Genomic DNA, 17,151 nt, shown 5'->3' on the forward strand with positions numbered 1-17,151 from the left:
CGCACCAAGCAGCTTCGGTACGAAGCCAGGAAGGACCTCCTCCCATGAGCCGCACCACACCCCGCCGCAGAAGCCGGGGCGCACTCGCCGTGACCCTCGCCGCCGCCTCCCTGTTCCTCTCCGCCTGCGGGGGTTCGAGCGATTCCCAGGACAAGGCGCAGGCTCCCGCGAAGCCCGGCCAGAAGGTCGACCTGCGCTTCTGGTCGTGGGTGCCCGGTGTCGACAAGGCCGTCGACAAGTGGAACGCCACCCACCCGGACATCCACGTCAAGCTGGAGAAGATCCCGTCCGGCAGCAGCGGCGGCTACGCGAAGATGCGCGCCGCCCTCAAGAGCGGCAACGCGCCCGACCTGGCCCAGGTCGAGTACCAGGAGATCCCCTCGTTCCTGCTGGAGAACGGCCTGGTGAACCTGTCCGAGTACGGCGCGGACAAGGACAGGTCGAAGTTCGTCGACTGGCAGTGGCAGCAGGGAGTCTTCGGCTCGGCCGTCTACGCGATCCCCCAGGCGTCCGGCCCGATGGGCCTGTTCTACCGCTCCGACCTGTTCAAGAAGTGGGGCATCGCCGCGCCCACCACCTGGGACGAGTACGCCCAGGCCGCCGAGAAGGTCCACAGCTCCGACCCGAAGGCGTACATCGGCACGTTCCCGCCCGGCAACTCCGCCTGGTTCACCGCACTCGCGTGGCAGGCCGGCGCCAAGTGGTTCGGCGTCGACGGCGACACCTGGTCGGTGAACATCGACTCGCCGCAGACCCTCAAGGTCGCCGCCTTCTGGGACAGCCTGCGCACCAGGAAGCTGATCAAGACCGAGCCCGACTTCGCCAACGGCTGGTACAAGGACCTCCAGACCGGCGCCGTCACCTCCTGGGTCAGCGCCCAGTGGGGCGACGCCATCATCAGCGGCAACGCACCTCGGACCGCCGGGAAGTGGGCGGTGGCGCCCATGCCGCAGTGGACGAAGGGCGCGAACGTGTCCGCGAACTGGGGCGGCTCCTCCACGGCCGTCCTCAAGGGCGCCAAGCACATTCCCGAGGCCCTGAAGTTCGCCGAGTGGCTCAACACCGACCCCGCGAGCGTCGACCTGCTGCTCCAGGGCGGATACGGCTGGCCCGCGGGGGCCGACGCGTACAAGGGCTCCTCGCTGGACAAGCCCTCGGCGTTCTTCGGCGGCCAGAAGTACAACGAGGTCTTCGCGCAGGCGGACAAGAACATCGACACCTCGTGGAAGTGGATACCGACGATCGACGCCACCTACCAGCACCTCAACGACGGCTTCCAGGCCGCCCTGGCGGGCAAGGGCACGTTCGTCTCCGCGGTCCAGCAGGCGCAGAAGCAGACCGTCGAGGACCTGAAGAGGAAGGGCCTGAAGGTTTCCACCGGCCAGTGACCGCCTCCGGAGGGCGCGGCACGGCCACCGCCGTTCTCCCCTCCGGACTCCAGAAAGCACCCTGATGCCCACCCGCACCCGAGCGCCCCGCCGCCGCAGAAATCTGGCGCCCGTCGCCTTCGTCGCCCCGTTCCTCCTGCTGTTCCTGCTGACCTTCGCCGTCCCCATCGGCTACGCCGTCTATCAGAGCGTCATGGACGTCGAGCACACCGGGCCGCTGGGGCTCGGCGGCAGCCGTACCGTCTTCGTGGCGCTGAGCAACTACTCCGACGCGTTGTCCGACGACACCTTCGTGCGCAGCGTCGGCCGCGTCCTGCTGTTCGCGGCCGTCCAGGTGCCGGTGATGGTCGCGCTGGCCGCCGGGCTCGCACTGCTCCTGGACAGCGCCTCGGCCAGGGGCGTGCGGTTCTTCCGCGCCGCCTTCTTCCTGCCCTACGGCGTTCCCGGCGTCATCGCGTCCATCCTGTGGGGCTTCCTGTACGTACCGGGCGTCAGTCCTCTCGTGGACGGCATGCGCCACCTGGGGATCTCGGTGGACCTGCTGGGCGGGGACACCGTCCTGTGGTCCATCGCGAACATCGTCACCTGGGAGTTCGCCGGCTACAACGTCCTGGTTCTCGTCGCCCAACTGCGCACGATCCCAGCGGAGTTGTACGAGGCCGCCCGCATCGACGGCGCGAGTGCCTGGATGACCGTCCGGCACGTCAAGCTGCCGATGCTGCGCCCGGCGCTGATCCTCACCACGGTCTTCACCATCATCGGCACGCTGCAACTGTTCGCGGAACCACTGGTGCTCAAGCCCGTGTCGTCGAGCATCGACAGCGCCTACACCCCCAACCTCAGCGCCTACAACGAGGCGTTCACCAACGACAACTACCACCTCGCCGCCGCCGAGGCAGTGCTGCTCGCGCTCGCCGCGTTCGTGCTCTCCTTCGGTTTCCTGCGGCTGATCAACAAGAGAGGTGGGGACGCGTGAGTCTCCAGACACCGGCCCGCACCGTCCCGTCAGGGGGCCCGGCGCCGGCCTCCGACGACGGCACGCCGCCGCGCGGCGGCATCAGCGGGGTCACCACGCGCAGCCGCATCCTGGTCACCGGCCTGCTCGTGGCGGCCGCCGGGTACTTCCTGCTCCCGGTGTACTGGCTGGCCGTGGCGTCGACCAAGTCCACCGGCGACCTGTTCGGCAGCTTCGGACTGTGGTTCTCCCGTCCCCGGCTGCTGAGCAACCTGCACCAGGTGCTCACCTACGACCATGCGATCTACCTGCGCTGGGCCGCCAACAGCGTGCTGTACGCGGGGGTCGGCGCGGTCGTGGCGACGCTGCTGGCCGCGATGTCCGGGTACGCGCTGGCCAAGTTCTCCTTCACGGGCCGCGACACGATCTTCAACATCGTGCTGGGTGGCGTCCTGATCCCCGCCACGGCGCTGGCGCTGCCCATGTACCTGCTGTTCAGCAAGGCGGGCCTGGCCAACACCTACTGGGCGGTGCTGCTGCCGAGCTTCGTCAGTCCGTTCGGTGTGTACCTGTGCCGGATCTACGCCGCGGCGTCCATACCGGACGAGCTGCTGGAGGCGGCCCGCATCGACGGCGCGGGAGAGATCCGCATCTTCACCACCGTCGCGCTGCGCATCATGACCCCCGCCCTGGTGACGATCTTCCTGTTCCAGTTCGTCGGCATCTGGAACAACTACTTCCTGCCGCTGGTGATGCTGTCCGACTCCAAGCTGTACCCCATCACCCTCGGTCTGACGTCGTGGCAGTCCTTCGCCGACCGCCAACCGGCGCTCTACCAGATGACCGTGGGAGGCGCCTTCGTCTCCGTGGTCCCGCTGATGATCGCCATGGTCGTCCTCCAGCGCTTCTGGCGCAGCGGTCTGACCGAGGGCAGCGTGAAGGGCTGAATCCCGGAAACCGAAGGGGGAGGGACAGGTCGCCCCTCCCCCTTCGGGTGTGCCGTGTCAGGTCACTTGTCCCTGGGGTTCACCGCCTCGCGGAAGGCGTCGTGGACGAGCTTGGGCCGCTCGTCGGCGAAGGTGACCAGGCCCATGACGGAGATGCCGTTGTAGGCCTGGTTGTACCCGGCGCGCTCCTTGTAGTCCTTGAGGACCCAGTAGGTGAATCCGGCGACGAACTCGCTGCGCGCGGTCACCTGGGCCCAGTGCGCGGTGAAGCTCGCCGCCTGCCACTCCTCCGTGCCCTGCGTGGTGCTGGGGCCGTGGGTGCCGGCGATGGCCCAGGTGCCGTTCTCGGTGATCAGGATCGGCTTGTCGGGATACTTCGCGTGCACCGCGTCCAGCGTGGGGCCGAGGTCGGCGTCCTTGCCGTAGAAGTAGCCGAAGTACTCGTTGAACCCGATCACGTCGGCGAGGTCGAACGCGGGGTCGTTGCTGGTGTTGGACGCCCAGGTCACGGGACGGGCGGTGAGGTCGACCGATTTCACGGCCGCCTTGAGGTCGGCGAGCCAGGCCCGGTAGACCGGGGCACCGTCGGCGTCGATCTCCGACTCGTTCTGCAGGCCCCACAGGATCACCGAGGGGTGGTTGTGCTGGTTCCACGCCATGGTCAGGGCCAGGGCGCGGGCGAGGCCGTAGCGCTCGGTCTGGAGCTTCTCCTGGGCCGTGTTGAGCCACATGGTGTCGATGTCGTCCATCACCAGCACGCCGTGCTCGTCCGCCCAGTCGTAGACGTACGGGTGGCGGTTGTAGACGCAGTTGCGGATGAAGTTGGCGCCCACCGCCGTGACCTGGCCCAGTTCCCGGTCGTACTCGGCGGGCGTCATCGCCCTGCCGTGGGCGGCCGTCTCCTCGTGCCAGTTGAGGCCCTTGAGGAACAGCGGCTCGCCGTTCAGCCGCAACTGTGCTTCGGCGACGGTCAGTTCACGTACCCCGTAGACGGTGGACAGGGTGTCCACCCGTGGGCCCGAGGTTCTTCCGCCGGTCAGGGTGGCGCGGGCGGTGAGCGTGTGCGGCGAGGCCGGGCTCCAGCGCGGTGCGTGGGGTATCGGGACCGAGACGCGCACGACGCCCGCCGACCGGGCCGCGATCCGGGCCGCGACGACGACAGGACGTCCGCCGCTCCCCCGGCCGGGATCCAGGGTGAGCCGGCCGTCGAAGCCGGTGGGGCCGTGGTTCTCGACGACCGCGTGCGCCTCCAGGCGCCCGCTCGCGGCGGACACGAGCAGTTTGGCGACGGTGACCTGCGGGACCGCCTCGATCCAGGCCGACCGGGTCAGTCCCGCGTAGGGCCAGTAGTCGACGGGCTTGTACGGCAGTTCGTGGTCGTCGGTGACCGGCTGCGGGGTCGTGGACGTGTAGTCGGTGTAGCTCGCCCGACGGAAGACGCGCACGGCGATCGTCTGGCGGGTCCCCGGCCGGAGCGCTCCCGCGACCGGCAGCGCGAACGGCGAGTTGGCGCCCTCGTGCTTGCCGAGATGCCTGCCGTCGAGCCACACCTCGGCGCTGTATCCGGCGGCCAGGAAGGCGATGCGTACGTGCCGGGCACGCCAGGAGGCGGGCACGTCGACGGTGGTGCGGTACCAGGCGTAGCCGTCGTCGAACGCCGTGCCCCGGCCGAAAGGAGCGGTCTCCGAGCCGAAGCCGGGGGTGTCCAGCAGGTCCCAGGCCGACGGGACGTCGATGCGGCCCCAGGAACGGTCGTCGTGGCGCGGGGACTGCCAGCCCTCGTCCAGACCCCGGTCCTCGGGGTCGAAGCGGAAGCGCCACCGCTTGTCGAGGGACAGGTAGTCGCGGGTGGGCTCGTGGGTGCGCCAGCCGTCGAAGGCGGGAAGCACGGTGCCGTACTGGAAGACGACCTGGGTGCCGCCGACCTCGCGCACGTGCGTGCCGGACGGCTCGGTGGCCGGGTGGGTGTCGAGAACCGGGCCGTTCGCGGCGGCCCCGGACGTACCGTCTGCCGCTCGTGCCGTCTCGGGCCAGGCCGGCAGAGCCACGACGGCGGCCGCGCCGAGTGCCGTGACGACGGTGCGCCGGGACGGGTGGGTGGATTCGGTCATGGCAGGCGGCTCCTTGAGGCACGTACGTATTCGTCCGCCCCACAGCCTGGACAACCGGGTCACCCTCGTCAAGGATTATTCATAAATAATGAATTGAGCTACGGTGATGCCGCCGCTCCGACGGCGTCCCACCGCACACGAACGACGGGTGACCGCATGACCACCGCACCGCAGCAAGCCACCACGGGCCGACTCGCCATCACCCTGTGGGACTTCAGCTGGTACACGCAGGCAGGACCCGGCGAGCCGTTCGCCGACCTGGACCGGGCCTTCGCCGAGGCGGTGGACCGGGGCTTCAACACCGTCCGCGTCTGCGCCATGCCCTTCCTGCTGTTCTCCGGACGCGTCCCCGACCCGGACTCGGTCCGGGTCCGCGGCCTGGGCGAGGACTTCGGACAGCGCACCCGCTGGTACGACGTGCGCGGCGGCTATCCGCTGGACGGCCGCCGACGGCTCGTCGAGCTGTTCGAGGCAGCCGCACGCCACGACTGCAAGGTGATCGTGTCCTCCTGGGAGTACCAGCAGTCCCCGAGCTTCGCCGACACCGACGGCTGGCACCGCGCCCTGGCCGCGGTCCCCGGCCCGGACCGCGCCGAGGCGGTGGCCGAAGCGCTCGCCGGACTCCTCGACTTCCTCACCGAGCGCGGACTGGCCGACCAGGTCGCCTACGTCGAGGTGCACAACGAGGTCGACAACTGCTCCCTGGTGCCGCGCGACGGCGTCACCCACTACGCCTACCTGCGCGGCCCCCTCGACCGTGCCGTCAAGCTGCTCCAGGCCCGGCACCCCGCCGTCCCCGTCACCTACTCCCTGGGCGAGCCCTGGCCCGGCGAGATCGACGACCTGCCGGAGGGGGCGCAGATCGCACACTTCCACTTCTACGTCTACGGCGTCCTCGGCGCCCTGTACGAGGCGGCCGGTCTCGGGCACGGCACCGAGGCGGCGCCCGAGACCGCGACCTGGCCCACCCCCGAACTGGCCGCCATGCTGCGCCCCGACGCGCCCGCCTTCGCCGACTACCAGCCCGACGAGCCGTGGCGACTCGCCGCCACCGGCATCCCGCGCGAGCTGTTCTACGCGCACGACTGGGTCGACCCCGACCGCTGGGACCTGTGGCTCTACGAGAACTATCCGGCGCACCGGCAGGCCATGCGGGACACGCTGGCCTCGTGGGTCGACTCCGTCGCCGACTTCGCCGGCCGCCGTGGCATCCCGGCCGTCCTCGGTGAGGGTGTCGTGGGCTACACCCCGCTGCTGACACGCTTCGAGGAGGACGCCGTCGGCAAGGACATCGCGGAGTTCGTCGTCGACCGGTGCCTCGCCGCGGGTTTCCGGGGTGTCGTCCTGACCTCCAACGCGGCCCCGCACCACCCGATGTGGCACACCGACCGGGAGTGGATGCGGCGGGTCAACTCCCGTGTCACCACTGCCTGATCGGGTCTTCGGCCGTCTGTTAGGTTGCGCCGATGGAAGATCTTGGACACATCACCTGGCCGCCCGAGCCGATCAGGACCGAGCGGCTCGTGCTGCGGGAGCCCGAGGCACGGGATCGCCCGGCGTTCGTCGAACTGCTCGCCTCCGCGGAGGTGCACACCTACCTGGGCGGCCCCCGCCGGCGTGCCGAACTCGAACGCGAGCTGCCTGCGGTGCCCGAGCGGTGGCCGGGCAGTCTCGTCGTCGAACTGGACGGCTCGATGATCGGCCATGTCCTGCTCAGGAGAGCGACCGGGCACCGACGGCCGGCCGCGGCGGGGAAGGCCGATCTCGGCTACCTGTTCCTGCCGCGGGCGTGGGGATTCGGGTACGCGGCGGAGGCCTGCGCGGCGGCACTGGCCTGGTTCGACGCCGTCCTGCCCAACGAGCCGGTGGTGCTCACCACCCAGTCCGCCAACGACCGCTCGATGCAGCTCGCGGCGAAGCTGGGCTTCACCGAGGTGGAGCGGTTCGAGGCGTGGGGATCCGAGCAGTGGCTCGGCATGCGGACACCGGCCACGTCGTCCGCGTGAGCCCACTCCAGGGCGTGAGCCCACTCCAGGGCGCGGCGGTCTGTCGCTGATCGGCCACGTCGCGGCAAGTGGGCTGGTTCGTAAGGCAATTATCAAAGACCGTACAACTTCTCCCCAACAACAGGTGTCTGGTGTAGCGACCGCAGGTGTTTTTTGGGGGAAGACTTGATCAAGGTAAGCGTTGTCGTACCGATCTACAACGCCGGTCCCTACGTGGAGCGTTGCGCGCCGTCGCTCGTCAACCAGAGCCTCGGCGCGGACGCGTACGAGGTCGTGTACGTCGATGACGGGTCGACGGACGACTCGGCCGAACGCCTTCGACGGCTGGCCGACGCACATCCGCACGTGAGGGTCTACGAGCAGGAGAACTCCGGCTGGCCGGGCAAGCCGCGGAACGTCGGGGTCGACCGGGCCAGGGGGAAGTACGTCCAATTCGTCGACCAGGACGACGAGTTGTCCTACGAGGCACTGGAGCGGATGTACGCCCTGGCGGAGCGCAACGGTTCGGACATCGTGCTCGGGAAGGTCCACGGCACGATGCAGGGGCCCAGCAACGTGTTCAAGCGGACCGTCGAGAAGTGCACGGCCGCTGACGCGCCGCTCTTCGAGAGCCTGACGCCGCACAAGATGTTCCGCCGGGACTTCCTGCGCGAGCACGGGATCCGTTTCCCGGAGGGGCGGGTCAGGCTGGAGGACCAGTTGTTCATGGCGCGCACCTATGTGCGGGCGAAGACGGTGTCGATACTCGGCGACTACCCCTGCTACCGCTGGAACCGGCGTGAGGACGGCGGCAACAACAGCAGCCGTCGGGTCACCGCCGACGACTACTACGGCCACCTGGAAAGGGTCGTGGAGGCGATCAAGGAGGGCACGGAGCCGGGCGAGCTCCAGGACCGGCTGCTGCGCCGCTCGTACCGGGTGGAGCTGCTGCGGCCGGTGAGCGAGCCCCGGGTGCTCCGGCGCACCGGGAAGGACCTGGAGGAGTACTTCACCACCGTCCGCCGGATGGCGATGACCAGCTATCCGCCGGGGGTGCGCGAGGGGCTCCCGGCGATCAGCGGGTTACGCGCGGAGCTGCTCGTCCAGGACCGGCTGGACTCGCTGATCGAACTGGCCCGCCGCACCGACCGGATCAAGGCGCAGGTCATGGTGGACGACATGCGCTGGCGCAACGACAAGCTGGTCATCCGGACCCGGATCGGCATGGTCAAGGCCGACGGCGAGCCGCTGACCGTCGTGGAGCGCGGCGGACGGACGCTGCTCGACCCCGAACTCCTCGACGGCATCCCGGGGGCGGAGGGCTGGGAGGTCCGCGATCCCTTCACGCACGCGTACGGGGAACTCATCGTGCACGACACCGCCGACAACCACTGGTGGTACCCCGACGGGGAGTTGGCCCCCGCCCTCGAACCGCTCGGCGGTGGCCGCCACCGGGTCGTGGTCGCCGGTGACACGGTCATCGATCCGCTGACCCTCGCCGGAGGCAACCCCCTGGACAGCGGCGCCCACCAGGTCTGGGCAGGCGGCCAACTGCTGGGCGTCGGTCGCCGTCCCCGACTGGCCGTGGCCCCGGGCCCCGCCCGCGTCTCGCTGGGCGCCATCGCCGTGGGCACCCCACCGCGCCTCGTCTCCCCCGGCTGGGGCGGCCCCGGCGGTCAGCTGCGGCTCACCGTCGGCGGCACCGGCCGGATCGGCACCACCCGCCGCGTCGTGCTGCGCACGGCCGCCGACCACCGGGTGCGCCACGGCGTCCGCGTGGTGCTGCGACGCCTCCCGAACGGCGTGCGCGACAACGTCCGCGCCGCGGCACGGCGGGCGGAGCGCCGGATGCTGCGGTAGGCGTGGCGGGACGGGGCCAGGAGCGTCTGGGCCCTGTTCCAGAAGGCCCCGTGGAAGAGGGAGCGGCGTCCGGTGCGTGTTCTCGACGTGCCGGGCGCCGCGGCCGCGGGGGTCAAATCGGTTGACGTTCAGGGGTGGAATGTCGGACGTTCGGCCGTGACCCACCGGACCGGGACGGAGAGATGGCACACGGATGACTTTCCGAGGAGGGAACCCGAACCCAGGGCGCGGGAACAGTGTCCTGGCGCAGGTGCACACCGCGGGGCGGGTGAAGGACCTGGGAAAGGCGGTGCAGTTCAGCTGGCCCGGGGTGTACTTCGAGGGCCGTTTCCGCGGGACCGGGCTCGGGGTGGTGCTCGACTGCGCGGCCGCCGACTACGACGTCCAGGTGGATGGGGCCACCGTCGCCACCCTGGTCACACCCGGCGACACCACGCACTGGATCAACGGCCTGCGGGACGGAGAGCACACGGTTCGGGTCGTCAAACGCAACGACACCCCGGGGCACACCAGCACGTTCGGAGGCTTCGTCGCCGCACCCGGGGGCGCCGTACTGAGCAAGCCGGAACCACGGGACCGCCAGATCGAGTTCATCGGGGACTCCCTCACGGTGGGCTACGGCAATGTCTCGGGCAGCGGGGACTGCGATCCGGAGCAGCTGAAGCGGAACACCAACGCCGATGTGAGCCACGGCGCCCTCACCGCCCGCCAACTGGAAGCCGATTACCAGATCAACGGGCTGTCCGGCCTCGGCATGGTGCGCAACGTCGCCGGCATCTCCCCGGACATCACGTACCGGACGTATGACGACCGTGCCCTGCTGAACGTGGACGGCGATGTCTGGCAGAACCCGGGGACGTGGCGCCCCCAGATCGTGGTGGTCAACCTCGGCTCCAACGACTTCTCCGACCTCACCCCCGGTGAACCGTGGACGCCTGACAGCCTCGCGGCCGCCTACCGCACCGCCTACGGCGAGTTCCTCCGGAAACTGCGGACGCGCTACGGCGTCGAGACCACCCTCGTGGCCGTCGGCTTCGACAGAAACGCCGAGCATGTGCGGCAGGTCGTCGAGGCCCGCAATGATGCCGGCGACCGCGGGGTCCACTACTGGTTCCTCGATCAGGCGGGCCTGGACTTCCTCGGATGTGACGGGCACACCTCGGCTCACGACGACCAGGTGATCGCCGACCGCCTCGCCCCCTTCCTCAGGAGCCTGCGAACGGGATGGTGAGGAAAGGGGCCGCAGGGCCCCGACCGGGCGAACCGGTCGGGGCCCTGTGCGCTCATCTGGCGGACGTCATCCGGTACGGCGGATGCGCGGTCGGGTCAGCGGCGCATGCCGGCGTGCTCGTGGCCTCCCTGCTGGTGGCCGCCGCGGCCCTCGTGACCTCCGCGGCCGCCGTGACCGCCGTGACCGCCGTGGTGGCGGCCCCAGGACTCGTCGTCGACGAAGCGGTCGTGGTCGTTGCGGAGGGTGGCGGTGTCGCTGTGGTTGTCCCACACGTAGTCGCGACGGTCCATGTAGAGGTCGTTGTCGGTGTCGTGGCCCCTGCCGGTGTGGATACGGACCGTGGCCCGGCCCTCGAGACGGTAGTGGTCGAAGGTGTAGGTGACACCGTCCTCGTTCTGCAGGGTCCAGCCGTCGAGGTTGACGTCCCGGCGGGTGGTGTTGGTCAGCTCCACCCACTCCTTGTTCAGCGAGCGGCGCGAGCGGTCGTCATGTCCGGGAGAGTCGTACTGGACCGCGCTGATCTCGACCTTCGGACGCTGCGGCCGGGCGTGGTCGGCCGCCGACGCCGGCAGCGCCACCGCCCCGACGATCGCGGTGGCCGCGAGAGCGGCGGCAAAGGCACGACGGGCGGTCACAGTGGAAGAAGACACAAAGCCCCCTGGGCTGTACGGGCACCTGCCGGCTCCGGGATTCCGGTGCTGAACCGGCGGAACGAGCGGGTGCGGTGTGCGGGTGGCGGCCGGTCGGCCGCACACCCACACCATGGCCCTGTTGTGCAGATCGTGAACGCGATACGCGCACTCCATTACCTTTCGCCCACATTGCCGTGACGCTTGGCTGCAACGTCCATATATGCGGCGAACGCAGTGTGTTGACGCCCTGTCGGATCACCGATTGGTGCGCGCCTTGGCCACTCCCCTCCGACCGCCAGTCCGCGCCACCCCCACGCTCACCGGGCCGTCACCCGAAAGTGAGTAACAGATCCTTTACCGCCGGGCCTGCGGAATTGCCGACGCGGTGCCGCGGATCGGCCGACGGACGGCGACTCCTTGCGGGAAGGGCTTTATCGAACCGGTTCGACGAAAACTGGCACCGTTGCAGATGTTGACAGCCGCACGGCTTGTTCCTACCTTCGCTTCACGCGAACCGGTTCGATGATCTCTCCAAGTTCCAAGGGTTCGCCCTGTACTTCGACGCACGCACCGGCGCGAGCCTGCCCGTGGGCGCCGGGACCGACTACGCCGTCGCCCGGCCCACGAGCGAGTCGTACTCGCCCACACGTCCGGCACGGGGGCCGGCACACCGACAACCAGCCCTATCCCTGAAGGGACGCGAGCCCATGCCGACAACCGGGCAAAGATGCTCGACCGCGAGACGTCTGACCGCCAGACGTCTTCTCCACGGCATCACCAGGACATTGCTTCCGCTGACCGTCATGGTCGGCGTCACCACGCTGACCGCGACACCGGCCTCCGCCGCCACGCCCACTCTCACCGTCGACCTGGGCGCCACCACCGGAGCCTTCCGCGGCGGTGCCTCCGGCGCCCTGTACGGCCTGTACGGCCCGGACGTGCCGACCGACAACCTCATCGAGGGGATGGGGCTGAAGACCACCAACACCAAATACCAGGACGGACAGCAACACCCCGGGTCGGACGCCCTGGAGATCGCCGCGCCCTTCGTCGACAGCGGCGGCGGGGACGAGTTCATCTACATGACGGACGTGTACCGCGCCAACTACGAACGCACCAGCTACCCGGCCTACCAGGCCACCATGAAGACCCAGGTCCAGCAGGCGATGGCCGACCCCCACGCGAGCCATATCGTCTTCATCCCCTACAACGAGCCCGACCTGAACTGGTTCAGCGGCATGCGCACCAACACGACCGCGCAGGCCAACTTCAACGCCGAGTGGCTTCAGACCTACACCTTCATCAAGGGCATCTGGCCCACGGCCCGCCTGGCAGGACCCAACCTCTCCAGCTACAGCGACTCCGCCCTCAGGAGCTTCCTCACCTACTGCAAGGCCAACAGCTGCCTGCCCGACGTGGTGACCTGGCACACCCTGGGCAGCCCGGCGGACGTGCGCAGCACGGTCGACGCCTACCGCGCGGCGGAGACCGCGACGGGGGTCACCTCCCCGATCACCGTCAACCTCAACGAGTACGCCCACCGCTACCACCTCACCGACCCCGGCCAGATGGTCCAGTGGATGGCGGGCATCGAGGACGAGAAGATCGACGGCAACCTGCCGTACTGGAACATCAACGGCAACCTCGGTGACTCCGCCGCGGCTCAGAACACTCCCAACGCCCAGTGGTGGCTGTACAACTGGTACGGCTCCATGCGCGGCGGCAACACCGTCAAGGTCACCAGCACCGGAGCCAACGCCGCGTACACCCTGCAGGGGCTGGCGAGTCTGGACACGGCCAAGAAGCAGGCGCGCGTCATCCTCGCCGGGGGCGGCACCAGCGGTGCCTCCGACACGGTGATCAAGAACATCGACCCCGCGGTCTTCGGCAGCACCGTGCACGTCAGCGTGTTCCAGGACCGCTACAGCGGCTACATCGGCGCGGCAGCGACCCCGACCCGGCTCTCCGACGCCGACGTCGCCGTGGGCTCCGACGGTTCGGTCACGGTCCCGATCAGCCTCGACGCGATGTCCGCGTACCAGGTCATCGTCTCCCCCGGTGGCACCGGCAGCGCAACCGCCTCCGACAGCACCTGGCGGGCCACGTACGAGGCCGAGAACGCCACGCTCAGCGGCAGCGGGTACAACATCAACACCGAGGGCACGACCGGCAATGTGGGCAAGTTCGCCACCTCCGGCACGAAGGACGTCGGCGGCCTGCGCACCGGCTCCACCACGGTGATCTCCTTCCCGGTGTCCGTCCCCACCACCGGTGACTACACCCTCTCGGTGTTCGGCAACAGCTACGCCAAGGACGCCGACGTCAAGGGCCCGACGAACATCTACGCGCGGGTCGACGGCGGCGCCTCGACCAGGATCGACATCCCGGTCGGCTTCCAGTGGGTCGTGTGGGGGCACGCCGACGCCACCGTGCACCTCACCACCGGCAGCCACACCCTCACCCTGGCCACCACCGGTGACAACGGCGCGACCACGGTCGGCGACGCGATCATCGACAAGATCGACCTCCAGTACCAGGACGCCTCCGTCCAGGGCACCACGCTCTACGAGGCCGAGCAGGCCAACCTCTCCGACAGCGCCACCGCCACCTACACCTCGCAGGGCCAGTCCGGCGCCGGCGCGGTGAACCTCAGCGTCGGCAAGTCCGCCACGTTCTGGATCTACTCGGCTCGCGACGGCTACGCCGACCTGACGGCCCGCTTCCGCAACACCGGGCAGGCCGACCTCACCGTCAACGGCAGGACCCTCAACGACCAGACCCTCTCCGGCGCGACGACCGGCGCCTGGTCCACCTCCACCAACCGGGTCCACCTGAGCGGCGGCATCAACAAGGTCAAGGTGACCGGGAGCAGCGGCACCCTCGCCCTGGACGACCTGACCGTCACCCCGTTCGGCGCCGGCTCCGCCGTCACGACCGGCAACGTCGTCACCTACCAGGCCGAGAACGGCACCCTCACCGGCACGGCGACGGTCGACACCACCTACAGCCAGGCCAACGGCGGCGTCGTCGCCGGTATCGGCAACGGAACCGCCAACTCCCTCACCCTCAACGTCAACGCGCCCACGGCCGGCACCTACGCCATGACCATGCACTACGCCAACGCCGAGGAACTGCCCTCCAACCACTACAACCCGGACCTGTACGCCGAGCACGCCGATGTCAGCGTCAACGGTGGCACCGCCACCCGCGTCAACTTCGCGAGCACCCTGCACTGGAACCAGTTCGAGGACTACACGGTCCCGGTGACCCTCGCCAAGGGCGCCAACAGCGTCAAGTTCACCGCCTCACAGCTCTACAACTGGGACGGCACCACGATCGGCGTGGTCTATTCCGGCGGAGGCAGCGACATCGGCCAGCCCATGCGCTCCAGCTCCGCGCCCCATCTCGACCAGGTCTCCTTCGCACCCGCGAGCCTGCACATCGGCGCCGCGGCCGGCTTCTCCTCCACGGCCGTCGCCCAGCACAGCGGGCTCTGCCTCGAGGATCCCGGCCAGTCCACCGCCAACGGCACCCAGTACCAGCAGAACACCTGTGGAAGCGGCCAGGAGCAGGTCTTCGACTTCCACCCCGTCGCCGGTACGACCGACACCTACACCGTCGTCGACCACTCCAGCGGCAAGTGCCTGGACGTCAGCGGCCTCTCGACGGCCAACGGCGCCGCCGTACAGCAGTGGACCTGCCTCAACGGCACCAACCAGCAATTCACGCTCAGGCCGGTGACCGCGCTCGGCAACAGCCACGACTACCAGCTCGTCGCCGTGCACAGCGGCAAGTGCGTCGACGTCAGCACCATTTCCACCGCGCCCGGCGCCCTCGTCCATCAGTGGACCTGCGACACCGGCACCACCCTGACCACCAAGAAGAACCAGATCTGGAGGCTCTCCGGCAAGGACTGACGGCTTCTGCGTCCGCCGGCGCCGACGAGCGGACAGCGTCGGCGCCGGCGGACGGGTCGTCAGGAGACGGGCTGGAACGTCCACAGCAGGTTGGTGCTGGTCACCCAGGTCCACTGCTTGGTCACGGACCCGGAGGGGACCTGTCCGCCGCCGTCGAGGACGAGCCCGGTGGCGCGGTTGGCGATCGAGTACTGGCCGTTGCCGCGGTCGGTGATCTGCCACTGCTGGTTGGGGCCGCCGTTCCAGGCCGCCTGCCGGGCGGGATCCCCGTTACCGGTCGAGCCCCAGCCGTCGGCGACCATGCCGTTGGTGCGGTTGACCAGCCGGTAGTAGCCGGTGCCGAGGTCGACGGCCTGCCATTGGAGGTTGGTGCTGGCGACCGGAGTCCACTGCTTGAGGTTCGAGCCACTGGCGACGTTGCCGCCGCTGTCCAGGGCCAGCCCGTCCGTGACGTTGGTCAGCCGGAAGTACGTGGCCGGATTGAACGTGACCTTCAGCGAGACGATGGCGTCGTTGTTGCCGGTCACCCGCAGGTCGGGGTTGTCCGCGGTGAACGTCCAGGCCGTGCCGGTGAAGTTGTCACCGGACCAGCCCGTCAGCTGGTAGCCCTGGGGCACCCGCAGCGAGGAGATGGCCGAGGACCCCACTCCGGCGGTCGACAGCTGGGAGGAGGTGTAGGTGCCCAGTTTCAGGAGGGTGCTCGCCGCGGCGTAGTTCACGTCCTGGAACACCGTCACCCCGGCTCCGCCGACGGCCGTGGGGACACCGCTGACCTCGACGCACACCACGGAGTCGTTGGCGTCCGGGGCGGTGGCCGGCACGGTGACGTTGATCTGGCCGCCGCTGACGGAGTAGGTCAGCGAGGCCGAGGGGTTGTTCATGAGGTAGACGCGGCTGATCGTGTTGGTGAGCGCCGGGATCTGAAGCACGCCGTTGGTGGGCCAGTTGAAGACGTGTGCGTACAGCTTGCCGTCCTTCTTGGTGGCCCTCCCCCAGGCGGGGTCGGTGGCGTAGGGGCTCGCCAGGGCGCCGCGCACGCTGTCGCCGTAGGTCGCCATCCACGAGGCGAGGCCCTGCAGGATCGTCACGGATCCGGTGGTGACCGAGCCGTCGCCCTTGGGGCCGATGTTCAGCAGGAAGTTGCCGTCCCGCGAGACACAGGTGACGAGCTCCTGCACGAAGTCCTTGACGGGCCGGTAGGAGTTCTCCTTGCTCGCGTCGTAGCCCCAGGCGCCGTTCATGGTGTCGCACCGTTCCCACTGGCGGTCCAGTGGCGCGCTCGGGACACCGAACTCCGCGACGGCGTAGTCGCCCAGACCGAGGTCCCGCTTGACCCGTTCGTTGACGACGAGTCCGGGCTTGCGGGCGATCAGCCAGTTGTAGAGGTCGACTCCGTCCGACTTGAGCCACCAGTCCTGGAGGGTGGGGGCGGCGGGTTCGCCGAACCAGTCGCCGTCGAACCACAGCAGCGCCGGGTCGTAGCGGTCCAGCAGTTCCTGCAGTTGGGCTTTCATGTCCGCGATGTAGCCCGTGCGGGCGGCCGTCGAGGCCATCGTGGTGAGACCGCCGCCGCGGATGGTCTGGGAGGGGTGGTTCCAGTCCAGGATCGAGTAGTAGAGCCCGAACCTGACGCCTCGCGCCTCGCACTCCGTCTTGAGCGCCGCCAGCAGGTCGCCCTGGAAGCCGGCGTAGTCGTGCAGGTTGTACTGCTTGGTGCCGGTGGTGTCGGTGAAGCCGGGGACCCCGGAGTCCCACATGGCGAAGCCCTCGTGGTGCTTGGCGGTGATCACCAGGTACTTCATGCCGGCGTCCGCCGCGAGTTGGGCGATGGTGGCCGCGTCGAAGGCGGTGGGGTTGAAGTCGGCGGACACCTGGGTCTGGTAATCGGCCTTGGACCAGCTCTCGTTGGAGAAGGCCCATTCACCGTGGCCGAGGGAGGAGTAGGACCCGAAGTGGATGAACATCCCGAACCGGGCCTGGTACCACCAGTCCATCTTGGAGGGGACGGTGTAGGCCGCGGCGGTGGTGGGCCACAGGGCCTGCGGCAGCCCGAAGGCCACGACGCCTCCGGCGAGGGCGGCGGCCTTGATCAGAGAACGTCTGCTCAGGGGCGCAGAGGACATGG

Annotated in this window: 11 protein-coding genes; 8 read left to right on the top strand and 3 right to left on the bottom strand. The window is 69.2% G+C overall.

The window, feature by feature from the left end:
• The first annotated feature begins 44 nt into the window (after positions 1-44).
• The 3 genes from AC2XR2_RS00910 to AC2XR2_RS00920 all read left to right on the top strand — a co-directional run bounded on the left by AC2XR2_RS00910 (position 45) and on the right by AC2XR2_RS00920 (position 3,290).
• Complete coding sequence (locus AC2XR2_RS00910; protein ID WP_381302518.1) at positions 45-1,388, top strand: ABC transporter substrate-binding protein; 1,344 nt, start codon at positions 45-47, stop codon at positions 1,386-1,388.
• Between the two features lie 64 nt (positions 1,389-1,452).
• Positions 1,453-2,364, top strand: a complete 912-nt coding sequence (locus AC2XR2_RS00915; protein ID WP_330269325.1) for a carbohydrate ABC transporter permease — start codon at positions 1,453-1,455, stop codon at positions 2,362-2,364.
• Positions 2,361-3,290 carry a carbohydrate ABC transporter permease gene (locus tag AC2XR2_RS00920; RefSeq protein ID WP_491513922.1) on the top strand — a complete coding sequence of 310 codons (930 nt, stop codon included), beginning with the start codon at positions 2,361-2,363 and terminating at the stop codon, positions 3,288-3,290. Before AC2XR2_RS00915 ends, AC2XR2_RS00920 begins: the two co-directional genes overlap by 4 nt.
• A 62-nt stretch (positions 3,291-3,352) precedes the next feature.
• Here the strand turns inward: AC2XR2_RS00920 and AC2XR2_RS00925 are convergent, their stop codons facing one another.
• Positions 3,353-5,401 (bottom strand): glycoside hydrolase family 2 protein, encoded by a 2,049-nt coding sequence (locus tag AC2XR2_RS00925; RefSeq protein ID WP_491513923.1) that lies wholly within the window; start codon positions 5,399-5,401, stop codon positions 3,353-3,355.
• A gap of 156 nt (positions 5,402-5,557) precedes the next feature.
• On the opposite strand from AC2XR2_RS00925, the gene AC2XR2_RS00930 reads away from it, so the two are divergent.
• The 4 genes from AC2XR2_RS00930 to AC2XR2_RS00945 all read left to right on the top strand — a co-directional run bounded on the left by AC2XR2_RS00930 (position 5,558) and on the right by AC2XR2_RS00945 (position 10,477).
• Positions 5,558-6,835: a cellulase-like family protein gene (locus tag AC2XR2_RS00930; protein WP_491513924.1), complete on the top strand. Its 1,278-nt coding sequence runs from the start codon at positions 5,558-5,560 to the stop codon at positions 6,833-6,835.
• Between the two features lie 32 nt (positions 6,836-6,867).
• Positions 6,868-7,407, top strand: a complete 540-nt coding sequence (locus AC2XR2_RS00935) for a GNAT family N-acetyltransferase (RefSeq protein WP_491513925.1) — start codon at positions 6,868-6,870, stop codon at positions 7,405-7,407.
• Positions 7,408-7,572: 165 nt separating this feature from the next.
• Positions 7,573-9,246: a glycosyltransferase family 2 protein gene (locus AC2XR2_RS00940; protein WP_491513926.1), complete on the top strand. Its 1,674-nt coding sequence runs from the start codon at positions 7,573-7,575 to the stop codon at positions 9,244-9,246.
• A 268-nt stretch (positions 9,247-9,514) separates the two neighbouring features.
• Positions 9,515-10,477, top strand: a complete 963-nt coding sequence (locus AC2XR2_RS00945) for an SGNH/GDSL hydrolase family protein (RefSeq protein WP_491513927.1) — start codon at positions 9,515-9,517, stop codon at positions 10,475-10,477.
• Positions 10,478-10,572: 95 nt separating this feature from the next.
• On the opposite strand, the gene AC2XR2_RS00950 is transcribed toward AC2XR2_RS00945, so the two are convergent.
• Complete coding sequence (locus AC2XR2_RS00950; protein ID WP_491513928.1) at positions 10,573-11,112, bottom strand: lamin tail domain-containing protein; 540 nt, start codon at positions 11,110-11,112, stop codon at positions 10,573-10,575.
• An 800-nt stretch (positions 11,113-11,912) separates the two neighbouring features.
• Here AC2XR2_RS00950 and AC2XR2_RS00955 point away from each other — a divergent pair.
• Positions 11,913-15,026 (top strand): RICIN domain-containing protein, encoded by a 3,114-nt coding sequence (locus AC2XR2_RS00955; RefSeq protein WP_491513929.1) that lies wholly within the window; start codon positions 11,913-11,915, stop codon positions 15,024-15,026.
• 59 nt (positions 15,027-15,085) lie between these two features.
• Here the strand turns inward: AC2XR2_RS00955 and AC2XR2_RS00960 are convergent, their stop codons facing one another.
• Positions 15,086-17,149: an alpha-L-fucosidase gene (locus AC2XR2_RS00960; RefSeq protein WP_491513930.1), complete on the bottom strand. Its 2,064-nt coding sequence runs from the start codon at positions 17,147-17,149 to the stop codon at positions 15,086-15,088.
• Positions 17,150-17,151: the final 2 nt, after the last annotated feature.

It is taken from the genome of Streptomyces sp. LS-MS-L19 (assembly GCF_058382285.1).